General features: G+C 42.1%; 13 protein-coding genes and 2 tRNA genes. 7 read left to right on the forward strand and 8 right to left on the reverse strand.

Annotation, left to right across the window (positions count from 1 at the left end):
* The first annotated feature begins 36 nt into the window (after nt 1-36).
* Entirely contained in the window at nt 37-741 is a 705-nt protein-coding gene (locus L0U89_RS09770; protein ID WP_234861346.1) for an SDR family oxidoreductase, read from the forward strand.
* A 7-nt stretch (nt 742-748) separates the two neighbouring features.
* On the forward strand, nt 749-2,740 hold the full coding sequence (gene ispG / locus L0U89_RS09775; protein ID WP_234861347.1) for a (E)-4-hydroxy-3-methylbut-2-enyl-diphosphate synthase: 1,992 nt from the start codon (nt 749-751) through the stop codon (nt 2,738-2,740).
* Between the two features lie 357 nt (nt 2,741-3,097).
* On the opposite strand, the gene L0U89_RS09780 is transcribed toward ispG, so the two are convergent.
* From L0U89_RS09780 to L0U89_RS09810, 7 genes are all read right to left on the reverse strand, one after another.
* Nucleotides 3,098-3,550 (reverse strand): hypothetical protein, encoded by a 453-nt coding sequence (locus L0U89_RS09780; protein WP_234861349.1) that lies wholly within the window; start codon nt 3,548-3,550, stop codon nt 3,098-3,100.
* Between the two features lie 127 nt (nt 3,551-3,677).
* Nucleotides 3,678-4,094 carry a VOC family protein gene (locus tag L0U89_RS09785; protein WP_234861350.1) on the reverse strand — a complete coding sequence of 139 codons (417 nt, stop codon included), beginning with the start codon at nt 4,092-4,094 and terminating at the stop codon, nt 3,678-3,680.
* Nucleotides 4,091-4,462, reverse strand: a complete 372-nt coding sequence (locus tag L0U89_RS09790; RefSeq protein ID WP_234861352.1) for an iron chaperone — start codon at nt 4,460-4,462, stop codon at nt 4,091-4,093. Before L0U89_RS09790 ends, L0U89_RS09785 begins: the two co-directional genes overlap by 4 nt.
* Nucleotides 4,463-5,255: 793 nt before the next feature.
* Entirely contained in the window at nt 5,256-5,504 is a 249-nt protein-coding gene (locus L0U89_RS09795) for a GIY-YIG nuclease family protein (protein ID WP_234861353.1), read from the reverse strand.
* A 28-nt stretch (nt 5,505-5,532) separates the two neighbouring features.
* A tRNA-Arg gene (locus L0U89_RS09800) sits at nt 5,533-5,632 on the reverse strand.
* On the reverse strand, nt 5,603-5,875 hold the full coding sequence (locus L0U89_RS09805; protein WP_234861354.1) for a GIY-YIG nuclease family protein: 273 nt from the start codon (nt 5,873-5,875) through the stop codon (nt 5,603-5,605). Before L0U89_RS09805 ends, L0U89_RS09800 begins: the two co-directional genes overlap by 30 nt.
* Before the next feature lie 27 nt (nt 5,876-5,902).
* Nucleotides 5,903-5,974, reverse strand: a tRNA-Arg gene (locus L0U89_RS09810).
* Between the two features lie 722 nt (nt 5,975-6,696).
* Between L0U89_RS09810 and L0U89_RS09815 the strand changes: the two genes are divergently transcribed.
* The 3 genes from L0U89_RS09815 (at nt 6,697) to L0U89_RS09825 (ending at nt 10,555) form a co-directional block, all read left to right on the forward strand.
* Nucleotides 6,697-7,368 (forward strand): vWA domain-containing protein, encoded by a 672-nt coding sequence (locus L0U89_RS09815; protein ID WP_234861355.1) that lies wholly within the window; start codon nt 6,697-6,699, stop codon nt 7,366-7,368.
* A gap of 60 nt (nt 7,369-7,428) precedes the next feature.
* Nucleotides 7,429-8,748: a PP2C family serine/threonine-protein phosphatase gene (locus L0U89_RS09820; protein ID WP_234861356.1), complete on the forward strand. Its 1,320-nt coding sequence runs from the start codon at nt 7,429-7,431 to the stop codon at nt 8,746-8,748.
* Between the two features lie 130 nt (nt 8,749-8,878).
* Entirely contained in the window at nt 8,879-10,555 is a 1,677-nt protein-coding gene (locus L0U89_RS09825; protein ID WP_234861357.1) for a protein kinase domain-containing protein, read from the forward strand.
* 215 nt (nt 10,556-10,770) lie between these two features.
* On the opposite strand, the gene L0U89_RS09830 is transcribed toward L0U89_RS09825, so the two are convergent.
* Entirely contained in the window at nt 10,771-13,128 is a 2,358-nt protein-coding gene (locus L0U89_RS09830; protein WP_234861358.1) for a toxin-antitoxin system YwqK family antitoxin, read from the reverse strand.
* 343 nt (nt 13,129-13,471) lie between these two features.
* Between L0U89_RS09830 and L0U89_RS09835 the strand changes: the two genes are divergently transcribed.
* Together L0U89_RS09835 and L0U89_RS09840 are read left to right on the forward strand one after the other, a co-directional pair.
* On the forward strand, nt 13,472-13,741 hold the full coding sequence (locus tag L0U89_RS09835; RefSeq protein WP_234861359.1) for a hypothetical protein: 270 nt from the start codon (nt 13,472-13,474) through the stop codon (nt 13,739-13,741).
* 545 nt (nt 13,742-14,286) lie between these two features.
* Nucleotides 14,287-14,904 (forward strand): recombinase family protein, encoded by a 618-nt coding sequence (locus L0U89_RS09840; protein WP_234861360.1) that lies wholly within the window; start codon nt 14,287-14,289, stop codon nt 14,902-14,904.
* The last annotated feature ends 151 nt before the right edge of the window (nt 14,905-15,055 follow it).

A 15,055-nucleotide genomic window follows, 5' to 3' on the forward strand; every position in this document is an offset into this window, starting at 1 on the left:
CTATTACAACACGAAGTAATTTTCCCCATCATCCCCATGTCCAAGTCCATCGTCGTCACAGGAGGAACCAAAGGAATCGGAAAGGCCATCATCGAGCGATTTGCTGCAGAAGGCTTTTCGATCTTCACCTGTGCACGCAGCCAAGTGGGATTGGATGAGTTGAGGAGTGAACTTGAAAGCAGGTTTCCCGGAGTATCTCTGTTCACGATGCGGGCAGATCTTTCGCAGAAAAGCGATGTCATTGCCTTTGCGGAAGCGGTCAAAAAGCAGGCGATTCCGGATGTTTTGGTCAACAATACGGGGGTATTCCTTCCCGGATCGATCCACTCGGAGCCCGAGGGCAACTTTGAGCTCCTCATGCAGACCAACCTGTATTCGGCCTATTACCTGACGCGAGCATTCACGGCAGAAATGATCGCCCGCAAATCCGGGCATATCTTCTCCATTGGCTCCATTGCGGGACTGACCGCCTATGCCAACGGTGGCAGCTATGCGATTTCCAAATGGGCCATGTTGGGATTTACCAAATGCCTGCGGCAGGAATTGAAGGATTACCAGATCAAAGTCACCTCGGTCATGCCGGGAGCGACGTACACGGATAGTTGGCAGGGAGCCGATATTCCCGAATCAAGATTTATGAAAGCATCGGATGTGGCAGAGGCGGTTTGGTCGGCCTACAACCTTTCGCCCCATTCCGTTGTTGAAGAGATAGTTATCAGACCTCAGTTAGGAGATTTATAATCACGGTATGCAAGCCAAGGAACTACTGGAAAAAATCAAGTATTGCGACAGCCTGACGTCTTATTCACGCAGAAAGACGATCCCTGTACGTGTCGGCGACGTCATCATCGGCGGGGACAACCCCATCGTGGTACAATCCATGACCACGGTCGATACCATGGACACCCAAGGCTCAGTGGAGCAGTGCATCCGCATGATTGAGAGCGGCTGCCAACTCATCCGAATCACGGCCCCCAGCATCAAAGAAGCTGAAAATCTCCAAAATATCCGCAACGAGCTCCGCAAGCGGGGTTACAATACGCCCTTGGTAGCGGATATCCATTTCACGCCCAATGCAGCGGAAGTAGCCGCACGCATCGTGGAAAAGGTCCGTATCAATCCCGGCAACTATGCCGATAAGAAGAAGTTTGAGATCATCGAATATACCGACCAAAGCTATCAGGAAGAGCTCGAAAGAATCCGCGAGCGCTTTTTGCCTTTGGTAAAAATCTGCAAGGAACACGGTACCGCCATGCGTATCGGTACCAACCACGGTTCGCTTTCAGACCGCATCATGAGCCGCTACGGAGACACCCCGCTCGGCATGGTCGAGTCGGCGCTGGAGTTTTTGAGGATTTGTGAAGACGAAAACTTCCACGACATCGTGATTTCGATGAAATCCTCCAATACCCAAGTCATGGTCCAAGCCTACCGCCTTTTGGTCCAAAAACTGGACGAAGGGGGCTTCAAACCCTATCCGCTGCACCTCGGCGTCACAGAAGCGGGCGACGGGGAAGACGGACGCATCAAGTCCGCCGTGGGCATCGGTACGCTCTTGGAAGACGGCTTGGGGGATACGGTCCGTGTGTCATTGACCGAGGATCCTGAATTTGAATCGCCAGTGGCAAAGACTTTGGTCGACAGATACCTGGGCCGTGAAAACCACGCGCCCATCCCAGCCATTACCCATTACCCGATTACACCCTTTGAGCACAACAAGCGTGACAGCATCGAAGTGTTCAACTTTGGGGGAACCAACGTACCACGGGTCATCACGGATATCTCGGCAGTCGCCCATATCACGGAAAAAGAAATGAAAAACCTTGGCCATTTCTATTTGCCCGAATTGGACAAGTGGAAAATGAACGACCAAGGGGCCGATTATGTGTTTTCAGGCGACCATCCGATTCCCTTCATGCTGCCCAACGGGATGAAGGAAATCCAATACTACAACCACTGGCTGGCCGCAGAGGATAGGAACAACAAGTTCCCCGCCTTTACCCTGTCTGAATTCAAGCTTGCCGAGGAATTCCATTACGGACTTAATTTCCTCTTCCTGTCAGATGTCGAGGTGGAAGAGGCTTTGCCCTTCATCGAAGGCAGACATGATGTCGTCATCATCCTCCACAGCGACAATGCCCACAACATGGCGGCTTTGCGCCGGGCCTTTGTCCAACTGATGGAAAACCACAGCCAAATCCCCGTTGTCGTCAAGGTGGATTACCCCGCGCAGACGCAGGACAAGACGATGCTTTACGCCGCGACCGACGTGGGCGGACTGCTTGTCGATGGTCTTGGCGAGGGGATTATGATCGGTTTGGAGGCATACCGGGAAGCGCCGCGGGAAGTACTGCTGGAGCAGGTCAAGCTGCACAATTCCGTCAGCTTTGGGGTACTGCAGGCCGCGCGCACGCGGATGTCCAAGACAGAATACATTTCCTGTCCTTCCTGTGGCCGGACTTTGTTTGACCTTCAGGAAACCACGGCCATGATCCGAAAGCGTACGGACCACCTCAAGGGTGTCAAGATCGGCATCATGGGTTGTATCGTGAATGGACCCGGCGAGATGGCTGATGCGGACTACGGCTATGTGGGATCCGGAAAAGGAAAAATCACCCTCTACAAAGGCAAAGAAGTGGTCAAACGCTCCGTAGCCTCCGAAAAAGCCGTCGACGAACTGATCGAGATCATCCGCAAGGATGGCATGTGGATCGAGCCGGGAGAGCGCTTGGAGGTTTGATTTACGCGTGCGCTGAGGGACAATTTACCAGTCAGATTAAAATCTATTTTTTTGAAGGCAGTATCCACCAATCAGGGATTTCCTTGGACTGTTATATACTCTTCGAAAAGCACCGTGCTTTCTTCGTTTTTGTCGAAGAGTGTACGAATGGTGTACTAGGCATGTACTAGGGGTATACTTGGAGTGTGCTTTATTAATGAATGGTCTGAGGCTCCTGAATTGGATTTGTAGGTTATGGACCGAACGGATCGCGAGTCGATTTTTCGAAGATCTCAAATTAGCTTTTTCAAGATTGGCCTATCTCAAACAATAGGATATCAACATTTGAATCAATTTAGTTCAAGCTTGATATTGAGGTCATTCAATTTTTTTACGGAATTCATCTTCGATCAATGGTCCGATTATTTTCAACTTAATCAATTTATTAAGGTAATCAGGCGAAGATTCATCGGAAGAATAGGCCTTCAAATCAAAATCAAGCGTTTTATCAAGAAGCCAGTATCTTATATCTCCATTTTGCTGTTGGGTTTTGACTGCAACCCAATTTTCATCCGACTTTGCTGAAGCAACATACTCCCGATAAGTTCCATCAGGAAAATAATGCTCATCGTAACTCGGAATGATATACGTCCCGCCTGAACAACAATCACCCTTTTCACCCAAACAATATACAATAACACGATCTTCAAGTCGATCACCCTCAAGCAACGCAAAATTGCTTCCCAGATCGTTAGACCCGAAAAAACCACAATCACATGATACAAAACCAAAAAAGACGGTCAGGCACAACAGCTTTCGAATAATTGGCATGTCTAGTCAATATTTAGTATGCATTCTCGATTCACAATAAACCATTGTGGTGGCTCGGCAAATTCCTCTAAATGGTCAAGTTCAATTCAAATAAAGAAAGAATATCTCATTTACACCTAAAGAGCCCCTACCCCTTCCCGCTCACCTCGAGATACCGCTCCATATCAAGGTTCATGATACCCCAAATATGCCCATCGGGGTCCGCGAGTGTATGTACTTGCATGTATCCCTCATCGATAGTCTCACCAGCTACCCTTCCACCCGCTGCGACTGCTTTGGAAAGGACGGTTTCCACTTGTTTGGGACTAGCCAGCGGCAAGGTGAAAGAAGCAGAAATCGCTCCTTGCTTATCCGCTACTTGTCGTTTGCTCCCATGGACGAAAAACTCCCTGGACTGCAACATGACCAAGACCCCTTCTCCCCAAGCCATACAGGTTTGGCTTTCACCTGAAAAAACGGGATTCTCCACAAAACCCAATTGTAGATAAAACCTCCTCGACCGCCCCAGGTCGGCAACTGGCAGGTTGATAAATATCTTTTTCATGTTTTTTTGGTCAGTTGGTGATCAATTTCCGATATCCGTGCGCGTACCAGTTGGGCAATCAACGCCTCCGGTAGCGGTTTGTCGGGGGTAAACCGTACGACGGTGGAGGAGTAATCAAAGGTCTCCAACTTATCATGAAAGTCCTTCAAAACTCTACCGTCCATGATGAAAAATGATAGGTGCTTTTTAGAAGACCTGAATCCAACAACCCTTTTGCCAAGGTAGTAGTAAAACGGCACACCCCTGCTGAGGCGTTCTTCCGCCATAGGGACTAGCGCTTGGACTTGGGAACGCAACTTATCCAAGGCGATCCTTTCCTTTTCTGGAAGCTTTTCCAAGTATTCCAACACTTCGGATCTCTGAGCCATCCTTCTATTACAGTTAAAACGCAGCTTACGCGGGAAAAGCACCTAGGGTGCCATAGACTTGAATTCCGAATAAATGACAAAGGGATTGCACCTTTGGTACCTGCCGCGCAAAATGTCTGCATCGGAAACAAAGTCGAAAGGGTGGCCCTGCGTCAAAGGCCAGGACTATCTCCATAGCAATGCCAAAGTCAAGCCTTGGCAGGTTAAAAAACAAAATCGGGAAGCATCTTGGCGACACTTCCCGATTCATGAACTGGTAATCGTAACCACCAACTCATGTCAAGCTACAGTTATTGTGACTTTGCATCAGTTGCCCAAAACAAAAACCCGATTCGAAACAAGTCGTTCTTTCGAACTCCTTTTGTCGTGATGATGCTTCTGCGGTTTCCCGTCTCAGACTCCAAAACATTGCTGTTTCTTCTTGTCCCTTCGCTTCTCACTTTCTATTTCAAAACCGAACCCGGAATCGTACTTCCGATCTTTTATCTCTCACTTGATGTTATCAAATTTCGCACGTTGATACCTGAATTCCAATCATTTGTTGATATTTTTATAAACAATTTTTCCACCAGAAAGTAGGGGATATGCACAAGTTTTCAACAAAAAAAGAAGTAGCCCCGTCGGGAATCTAACCCCTGTCCGAATGTCCAACATAGAAAGGAATCATACTCCAAAAGACGCTCTCTGGACGGGCGGGTGGATCTTAGGTTCCGGAGACCTACGTACTATCCCCGTCCGACTGGCGACAGCCGGGCGGGCCCGTCCGACCGACGTCAGCCGGGCAAGCATTGAACTACGTGACCAGAACCTTTTTTAGAAATTCTCTACCTCTTGAAGATTTGAAGTACTTTTCCCGCTTGACCGCTTCGGATAATGTCCCAAACTCTTCAAAATAGACGATCACAAACGGTAAAAAAGGGCGTATAGACTTTGTCATCCCCGAGTTGTGTTGACGTAGTCTGACCTCCAAATCCTTGCAATGGCCTTTGTAAAAATAGTCGTGGTTTACGCTCCTGATCACGTACGCGAAGTATTTCTCCATTCTACAAAAAAAAATTGGTGAAACTATGTAGCCCCGCCGGGAATCGAACCTGGATCCTAGGTTCCGGAGACCTACGTACTATCCCCGTCCGACTGGCGTCAGCCGGGCGGACATTGTACCACGGGGCCAGAAAGTTTGTTTTTTAGAAACGCTCTACCTCTTGAAGATTTGAAGTACTTTTCCCGCTTTACCGCCTCGGATAATGTCCCGTATTCTTCATAGTAGACGATCACAAACGGCATAAAGGGACGTATCGACTTGGTCATCCCAGCATTGTGTTGACGTAGCCTGACTTCCAAGTCCTTGCAGTGACCCTTATAAAAATATTCGTGGTGTACACTCTTGATCACGTATGCGAAGTACTTCTCCATCCTAAAAAAAATCGAAGTGAAACTTTGTAGCCCCGCCGGGAATCGAACCTGGATCTTAGGTTCCGGAGACCTACGTACTATCCATTGTACCACGGGGCCATTTATAAATGGCTTAGTTTCATTTCACCAAGAAAGCCACTTTCGGCCTTCATTCGGACAATTAACGACCTCAAAAGTCAATGGCCAAATACCTCCGGTTCCGGAGACCTACGTACTATCCCCGTCCGACTGGCGACAGCCGGGCGGACATTGTACCACGGGGCCAATCATTCAAACAAATAAGCCACTCCTACATTTGAAGTGGCACCTTTGTAGCCTCGACAGGAATCGAACCTGTATCTAAAGTTTAGGAAACTTCCATTATTAGTAAGAATCCTAAAATTCTGATAATCAGAGACTCAATGTTTTTGATTGCAGTATATCGGGATCGTTTTGATAGGAAACTGCAATCGGCACTGCAAATATATGAAAAATGAACCCATAAGTCTAACCCACTCAATGATTCAATTTTACATCATTTAATTTATTCGAAGTAAATACCGCCTTTTTGGATCGATACCTCAATAAATGATACCAATAATGGATTTAACCGAGCGATTTTTCGAGACCAAATTATTGAAAGGTACATCTTACTTCACCACGCTTTAAGTACATTCAAAAAACAAAAAATCGGTATAACATCGTCATCTAAACAAATCGGTCACTCTTTTCTGAAAAGGATACAAATCCTCGAAAAAGATTTAATCCATTGGATATGGGTTGGATGCATTTTCGAAAAAATTTTGCTATAATCGCTTACTTAACTTTTAATCGTAAGACTTATGGCCTTTAATAATGTAGAAACACCTGAAAATTTTGAACAAAAATGTCTATGCGTGTTAGTATTAGATGTCTCTGGCTCTATGTCAGGGGACCCCATAGATCAATTGAACAACGGGATCAATACTTTTCATGAAGAAATCAAAACTGACTCAACAGCAAGTAACAGACTCGAAGTCTGTTTGATTGAATTTTCTTCTGATGTTAATGTACTTGTGGAGCCGTCACTTGTCGAAAATTTCACGATGCCGCGTTTGATAACCAAAGGGACTACCAAGCTGGTTGACGGAGTTAGAGAGGCAATTCAAAAAGTCTCCGAAAGGAAAGGCTGGTATAAATCTACGGGTCAAAGATATTACCGGCCTTGGATCATCCTGATGACAGATGGTGCACCGGACAGTGATCAGGATGTGGATAGTCTCGCAAACGAAATTAGGACTGGTACCGCAAATAAGTCATTTTTCTTTTTTGCAGTAGGCGTCCAAGGTGCTAACATGGACGTATTAACTAAGATATCAAGCCCCGAGATGCCGCCATCTTTCTTGAAAGGTTTAAAATTCAGTGAATTCTTTAAGTGGTTGAGTGCAAGCATGACAACAGTAACCGGATCAAAAGATGGCGACACTATCAATATGCCAAGTCCAGCGAGTTGGATGAAAGGTTTTAAGATATAACCCTGTAAAAACTAATTAGGTATATAATCGCACCCTAAACTTTTTGAATAAACTGTTTATATGTTTGACATCTACAATGGATTCTTCCGTTTAGTCTCGTTTGTGGCATTCGCATTAGCGTTTTTCATCTTCCTATATTTAGTTTGGGATATTTTTAAAAAACGAAGTTCTTATGTTACACTTAAGTCAAAGGGAAGAATCAAAACTACGTATTTAAAGGTTAGGGAGAAAGAGACAATTAAGGGTCAGGTTTCCGAAGGGTCGGCTGATGATCTTTCCGAACTCAAAATCAATATAATCACTGACGACCCGGTTGATCAGAGAGAGACTATCCTAGTCAATGCTTTTCCTAGTACCTTCGGCCAATCATCGTTAGAACCAGAATCAAACACTGGAGACGGGGTACAAAACGAAAGTCCATCTAATGATACAAAAGACGACGGAGTACCCGGTCTTGACACGTCAAAGAATGATAAATTAAGGGAGATTCAAGAGAAGAATGAAAATTCGGCGGAAGAGTCTAGTAGTCAAGCTTTGTATATTGGTAATTGGATAATTGTTGGAGGTAGATCAATCGGAAAATCACACAGGGAAAGTGGATTACCTTGCCAAGACAATTTCTTTTTGTCTCCAATTAATGAAAACTCTGGAATTGCTGTAGTTTGTGATGGTGCTGGTTCAGCAAAAAATTCACAGATAGGATCTAAGTTTGTTTCGGAGAGAGTTATTGAAATTTTTGGCAAAATTATGGAGACTGGAATCGGTTTGGATGCATTAGAAACGATTTCAACAGAGCAATGGAGAGAATGGGCAAAAAAAGGTCTGTATCAGGTAAGATTGGATTTGGAGGATTTTGGAAATAAAAATGGATACTCTCTTTCAAGTTTATCTTGCACTGTTATAGTTGTAATTTATCATCCCGCGGGTATTCTCGTAACCCACATAGGAGATGGGAGGGCCGGTTATCTGTCTCCGGAAAAAGGATGGCTGCCTTTGATCAGGCCATACAAGGGAGAGGAAGCAAATGAAACTGCATTCATAACCTCAAAAATTTGGAATGAACAGGATATAGATTCCTTTTTGGAAGCAGAAGTTTTCCAAGAGGAATACTCTGCCTTTACGTTGATGTCTGACGGATGTGAAACCCATTCCTATTCATGTAGTATTTTTGACAGCAACACTAATTCGTGGTCAGACCCAAATTTACCATTTTCTAAATTTTTTGACCCGTTGATAAATGGTATTAAAGAAATGAAAAAAGCCGGTTTGACTCCTGAGGAGATTGGGTCAAAGTGGACTGATTTTCTAATCTCAGGAACTAATGGACTTGCTAGTGAACCTGATGATAAAACATTGATCTTGGCGGTTTCAGGATTATAAATGAGCTTTTTAAATGATTGTCACAACAGCTTCATCTCAAACAATCCATTTGGAGACAAAACCATTTCACAATGGCGGTGAAGGAGAACTATATCGAATAATCTCTCCAACGGATTATAAAAATCGATGCGTGAAAATCTATTTCTCTCAATATCAAGACAAAAGTAGAGAAGGAAAATTAAATTTTTTGATTAGGAATCGCCCTTCCCAAAATAGGTTTTCTTCCGATTTCAAAATTTGCTGGGTAGAGGATGTAATATATTTGAACGGAAAGTTTGTGGGGTTCATAATGCCGCTTGCTTTTCCAGATAGTATTCAACTTTATGAAATATGCACCAATAAAATCAAGCAAGGTATAAACAAGGTCTTTCATGAGAAATTTGACAGAAAGAAACCTTCCTCTCTAGAGAATCGCCTAAAACTCTGTGTAAATATAGCAATAGCGATTCATTGTATTCATGAAACAGGTACCTATGTATTCGTGGATCTAAAACCCCAAAATGTCTTGATTGACCCTAATGGAAGGGTCTCAATAGTAGACCTTGATAGCTTACAGGTGTCAAAAAATTCAAACATTATTCATCATGGTCATGTGGCGACACCAGAGTATACACCCTTTGAGGGAAGCTCCCTGAATCCGTCTATCAATTATATTCCTCCCACCTGGGACTATTTTTCTATGGCTGTAATCTTTTATGAGATAATTTTTGGCTTACATCCTTACGTGGCGACCAGCCTGAAACCATATGAAAAGCTCACAACGATCCAAGAAGCAATAAAAAACGGCTTGTTCGTGTTCGGATTAAAATCACAATATCTAAAGGCCCCTGAACAACATGACAATTTCAAACTCCTTCCCTCAAATATTCAGAAATATTTCATCGATGCATTTGATAAAGGAAACACTTCTCCGCTACTTAGGCCTTCAGCTCAGGATTGGGGTAAGGTTCTGGCCGAAGAGGTCGCCAACGAAACCGACAAAGTTAATATAAAGTGCCCCGTCTGTGGAAACGACACGAATTTTTCAAGGCATAGAAGTGTCCAAATAAATTGTATTGGTTGTAATTCGGTATTAGATATTAGAAAAGGTAACGTATTTGGTTACACAAAAGAAAAGATTGTTTATCAAGATAGGACAGTGTACAAAGACAAGGAAGTTGTTAAAACTAAGGGCTCAACTTTATGGAAAATCATTTCAGCGGTTGTCATTTTTATCCTATTCTTTGTCTATCTGAATCTTAGCGATAATATCAATACCCTTAAGTATGAAATTGCCACAATCCAGAATTTAAAAGAAGATGAACTCGCTACACTGCGAACAGAGAATAGTAATCTCGTTATCGAAAATGGCAAATTAAAAACGGAGGTAAATGATCTAAAGGACGAAATCCGAAAAGAAAACAGTTATGGACGGAGTTCATATTTCTCGAGCCTGATATCTGTGGACATGCTTGCCATTTTTGATGAGGAAGGTCGAAATTACAACCTACTTGTGCCCGCAAAGGGTGATGTGACCTACATCTATCCAGTCTTAGAGATTTCATACCCCAAGAACTTCTCGTTTCCAAAGGAAGTTGATGTTTCGGTAAAATTTATCTACCCGGATGGCTCTCTAAGTCGGGGCACGGGATCTTCAGCAACCTATACATATACTGATAGAATTGAAATCAATGGAGCTGATTCACGAATTCGACTTTCACGCTGGGGCAAAAAAACCAGAGGAGACTATACGATTTTTGGTGACTACAAAATTGAAATCTGGATTAACAATCAATTGAAAGCTTCAACAAAGTTTACAATTTTTTAACGATCCAGAAGTAAATTTGAAAATCTACTTTTTGCGGGAAAAGCCTAGCTAAAGTTACCCGACAAAAATTCCATACCTCGACATGCGTCCAGACTAACGTAAAGTACCCAACCTGCAGATTAAAATCAAATCGGAACCAACGGAGCACAGAATTTCAAAGGTCTTTAATCCAAGCGCAACAATAAAAAACCAAGATGAAGTTGCACAATAAATTTTCAATTAAGTCTGCCGTCTTTATACCGCTCAGTCCGAATTGTTTTATTGTTGTTTAGATCAACGAAAACAGTGATTCCATTTCTGACCCCACCCTTGATTTTCACGACTTCCTTTATATTATTACTCTCATCGATCTGAAAAAATTCACCCGTAAACGCAGAACCGTCCAGCCGATAGTATCTTTCTCTGGGATTAATACCTTCGTTATAATCTAACTCCATCTTTAACCCTTGGTCATAAAAATATTGTATCCATTTTCCAGTTTTGTAATGTTTAAAGTAACCTCCTAAAAGTATTGGCTGATTAGCATTATTCATGATTTTAAACTCTCCATCCTTGAATCCCTTTGTTCCATCGCCTATTTCGTCATCTATGGATAACAAAAAAGTTAATTCAAACCAATCCTGATCAAGTCTGGATTCGGTCTTTGACCAATAGACCTGTGAAACATAACCGCCTTGTGTGTATTCTGTCAATCTACAATGATATCCTTCAGAACTTGCATTGAAAATCTCGTATCTCCTGGATGGCTCAATCCCTAGACTATCGAATCTTACTAACTCTACAATACTTCCTGAATCAAACTTTATGATTTCGCGTGGTCTTTTGAAACCGTTCCATTTTATATGTTCGCCATGATATTCTCCTTCCAAATAATTTAACGTTTCCAAGATATGGCCCTCTTCCATAAACTGAATCCACTCGCCTTCACGTTTATCTTTTTTGTAGTTACCTTTTTGAAAATAGGATATTGTCTCACCGTCAAGGTCTTGATTAGTATATCTATGTAACCACTCTCCTTCCTTTACCCCATCTACGTAAACACCTCTTACAATTAAATTTTTAACAGAATCAAGCAGTTCATATTCACCATTTAGTTTATCATCTATAAAATTTGAAGTTTCATTGACTTTCGTTTCCCGAATTTCTTTGCAAACGCTTACTTCACCACCTTTCTCGCTTGATTGTTGGCAATCAATCTCTTCCTCAAACAAATATGAATACCTAATCGACTTTCCATTTAACTTTCCATTTGAATAACTTTGAACTAGAAATAATTGATTTGAGTATGGCCGAACATTACCTTCTGAGTCAAGGAGCCTTTCATAATAATATTTCCATTCTCCTGTTTTTTTTCCTTGCGTGTATGCCCCTTCGCTTAATATCGTACCTGTCACTCCATAATTCCTCCAATAACCAGATTCCAGTCCATCTTGAAAACTACCTTCAGTTACAAGAGACAATTTGGATGTATCCGTTCTTATGATTCCTCCAACAAGGAATCTAATATGATCTAAGTAAACTTTATAGTCTCCATCAAGTAAGCCATTCTTGTGCGAACCTAGAATTAAACTGTCCCCCTTAACGTCCTGAAAAGGCCCATTTAATGAACCATTTTTATAATTTTCGATTGTTAACAAAATCTCCTGTCCTTCACTATAGGCAAACAACTCCCATTTTCCATTTTTTTCATTATTCAGATATTCTCCAATTAACCTCAAAAACAATTCACCAGTACCTTCATCATACGAATATTCAGCCCTTGGCCCATTCTTTATATTGTTTTTGTAAGTAGTAAGGGTCAAAAGATTCTTACCCTCAAATACTCTTACAACACCATCAAGTTGCCCATTGACCATTTGATATTCCACCTCCAAATTTCCATTTTCATCGTATTCTTTAAAAATTCCATGTTCAACTCCATTTATGCAGGCCCCACTCTTCATTAGCTTCCCATTTTCATGGAAAAATCTAAATTCGCCATGTAGCTTTCCGTTAACCAATGTATATTCCGCCTTAACGATGTTACCATAATGGTAATCAATCTTCCTCCCGTTATTCAAATCGTATACACCTTCGTTTCTAATCAAGGTTATTGTGTATGCGGTTAGAGTTCTATCAGTCCAATCACTATCACTTCGTTTTTTTGTCGAAGTATTCAAAGTAAAAGAGGAATTCCGATAAGTTGAGATTAGTTGATTATCCTCTATTTTACTTTCCACAAGCTTGAAACCAGATGGACCCAAATTGCTTTGTATTAAAGAATAGGAGTCTTGATTAAAGAATGAGTAAGATATTTTATTGGGATAACCCTCATAGGTGAATAAATAAAACCATGCCTGTGCTTTATCGCTAAAGGAGTCTTTGTTATATGACCATGTAATTGTGCTATATTCTTGAGAACTACCCTTTTCCGAATCATAATAAACCCATCCCTTAGACATCAAAAACTGATTAATCTCCTCCCAGTTTTTCTTTCTCCCAAGATTAGTCAGTTCATTGATTGTCAGTTTTTGCCCAAAAACGGTGGACAGGTAGAAAAGGCTGAATGCAAGCGATAAAACGAATCGACTCATATTAAATAATCAAAGAGTAAAGGACCTAAAACAGTATCAAACTGTATACAATGTACAATCTAGTTTTATAATATAAAAGGAGAAATTATTGAAACATCCCAAAGATTTTACTGAATTTAGTTTCCATTAATTGAATAAACTAAACCACCTTAGATGACAGTAGCTTATTATTACTAATTTTATGATCGAGACTTTTGAAGAAAGGTGGAATAATCTGGCATAGCGACAAAGCTAAAAGGAAGGTAACTCCCTATTTTCCGACTAGACAAAACAGATTTCCAACAATAAAATATCTCTATTTCTTACGCATATCTCAATAAACAAAGGCCGCCAGTTTAAGACCATGAATTTCAAACACCTTTGGTACCTAGTCGACGGTGACGGGTTCAGCCTAATCTTGGTCTATAATCCAGACTTCTATATAGTTTATGAAAACAGGAAGTCAAAGGTTCTATGTTTTGAGGTGATTGACCCAAAAAATTTCGCACAAGAGGTAACTGACTTCATAGAGAAGGTGGACAGGGAGTTTGATGAATCCCTTTGTTCATTTAAGAGCCGAATCATTTCCGAAATAGAAAAAGTCATTCTTGTGCACAGTACACCATTAAATTAAGAGGTGTCCCATTTTCCAGAAATTTTTCCCAAAAATTTTTTCCCGACACCGTCCCCCCTCCTAAGACTCCAAGATTTCCCCCCAGGGAGGGGGGATACCTATAGAAGCCACAGGATCTTCAGGCACCCGGGGGACCTCCGACTAGAGAAATCTTACCGGCAAGGTTTCACTTCCTTTAAAAAAATGGGAGTGCAACCTTGTCGACTCAGGTCCACACCGGTGAGATCTGCATGAGAAATATCACTGGCAAAAAGCTTGGGCTCCACCGACCCTGGAAAAAAACCTCACCGGGTAAGATCTGGGCTTTGATTTCAGCTGGCAATCCGAATGACTTGCCAGTATAATTCTAGGTAGATCTATGCCCAGGATCATTTTTTTGCGCAAATCGATCAGCACCTTAAGCGCATTTTTATCCCTATCTCTCTCTTTTTTTCCTTTTATTCAAGAATAAAATTAAACGCTGATTTTGAGCCGTTTAGAACCCAAAACAGGCGGCAGAGTGAGGATTTGGCTGTATTTTTATTCTCAGATTAAAATCAAAAAAAATGAAGGTAAAGTATAATCGGGTTTCAACCTTGAATCAAACAGGTGACCGCTTTCAAGCAGACACCGACCAATACGACCTGACTTTGATGGACAAGGTATCAGGTACACAAAAGTTTAACGAGCGTCCAAAGGCCAAGGAGTTGATTCAACTTGTGGAGTCTGGACAAGTGAAGGAGCTGGTGGTGGAAGAACAATCACGACTAGGCAGAAACACAGGCGATGTCATTCAAACTTTGGAGTGGCTAGAAAAACATGAGGTCAATGTAATCGTCAGAAACCTAGGTATCCAATCTCGGCCAAATGGAAAGAAAAATCCAATCTGGAAAATGATTTCGGCGGTGATGTCTTCTTTGTACGAATTGGAATTGGAGAATATTAAGGAGCGGACAAAGGCAGGTCGAATGATTTATGTGCAGAAGGGAGGCGTACTAGGACGACCAATAGGATCCAATGAAACTGAAAAGGACTTTTTAAAAAAGGAAGGGAGTATGTCGATTTTAAAGTATCTCAACAGAGGTATGACAATTCAAGAAGTTTCCAAATTGACTAATTCTTCCAGTCGGACAATCGTCAAGGTAAAGAAGATTGCAAAAAAGCACCAACTTTTAAAAAAGTAGACGATGGATTCAATCACATTTATCGCCAATTACCCTCGTTACGTAGATGAATTGGAAAATGTCATACGACTAGAATTTCGATCCTCCTTGGATCAACTTAGAAATCTGGACCCCCATGACCTAGTGACTCCAGAAAGCTGGTTTCCTGACG

The sequence above is a fragment of the Mariniradius sediminis genome (assembly GCF_021491425.1).
In the GTDB taxonomy this organism is placed as follows: domain Bacteria; phylum Bacteroidota; class Bacteroidia; order Cytophagales; family Cyclobacteriaceae; genus Mariniradius; species Mariniradius saccharolyticus.

Excerpts from the sequence above, each read along its gene's own strand:
- L0U89_RS09770 (WP_234861346.1), top strand. The coding sequence starts at position 37 with ATGTCCAAGTCCATCGTCGTCACAGGAGGAACCAAAGGAATCGGAAAG.
- ispG (WP_234861347.1), top strand. The coding sequence starts at position 749 with ATGCAAGCCAAGGAACTACTGGAAAAAATCAAGTATTGCGACAGCCTG.
- L0U89_RS09780 (WP_234861349.1), bottom strand. The coding sequence starts at position 3,550 with ATGCCAATTATTCGAAAGCTGTTGTGCCTGACCGTCTTTTTTGGTTTT.
- L0U89_RS09785 (WP_234861350.1), bottom strand. The coding sequence starts at position 4,094 with ATGAAAAAGATATTTATCAACCTGCCAGTTGCCGACCTGGGGCGGTCG.
- L0U89_RS09790 (WP_234861352.1), bottom strand. The coding sequence starts at position 4,462 with ATGGCTCAGAGATCCGAAGTGTTGGAATACTTGGAAAAGCTTCCAGAA.
- L0U89_RS09795 (WP_234861353.1), bottom strand. The coding sequence starts at position 5,504 with ATGGAGAAATACTTCGCGTACGTGATCAGGAGCGTAAACCACGACTAT.
- L0U89_RS09805 (WP_234861354.1), bottom strand. The coding sequence starts at position 5,875 with ATGGAGAAGTACTTCGCATACGTGATCAAGAGTGTACACCACGAATAT.
- L0U89_RS09815 (WP_234861355.1), top strand. The coding sequence starts at position 6,697 with ATGGCCTTTAATAATGTAGAAACACCTGAAAATTTTGAACAAAAATGT.
- L0U89_RS09820 (WP_234861356.1), top strand. The coding sequence starts at position 7,429 with ATGTTTGACATCTACAATGGATTCTTCCGTTTAGTCTCGTTTGTGGCA.
- L0U89_RS09830 (WP_234861358.1), bottom strand. The coding sequence starts at position 13,128 with ATGAGTCGATTCGTTTTATCGCTTGCATTCAGCCTTTTCTACCTGTCC.
- L0U89_RS09835 (WP_234861359.1), top strand. The coding sequence starts at position 13,472 with ATGAATTTCAAACACCTTTGGTACCTAGTCGACGGTGACGGGTTCAGC.
- L0U89_RS09840 (WP_234861360.1), top strand. The coding sequence starts at position 14,287 with ATGAAGGTAAAGTATAATCGGGTTTCAACCTTGAATCAAACAGGTGAC.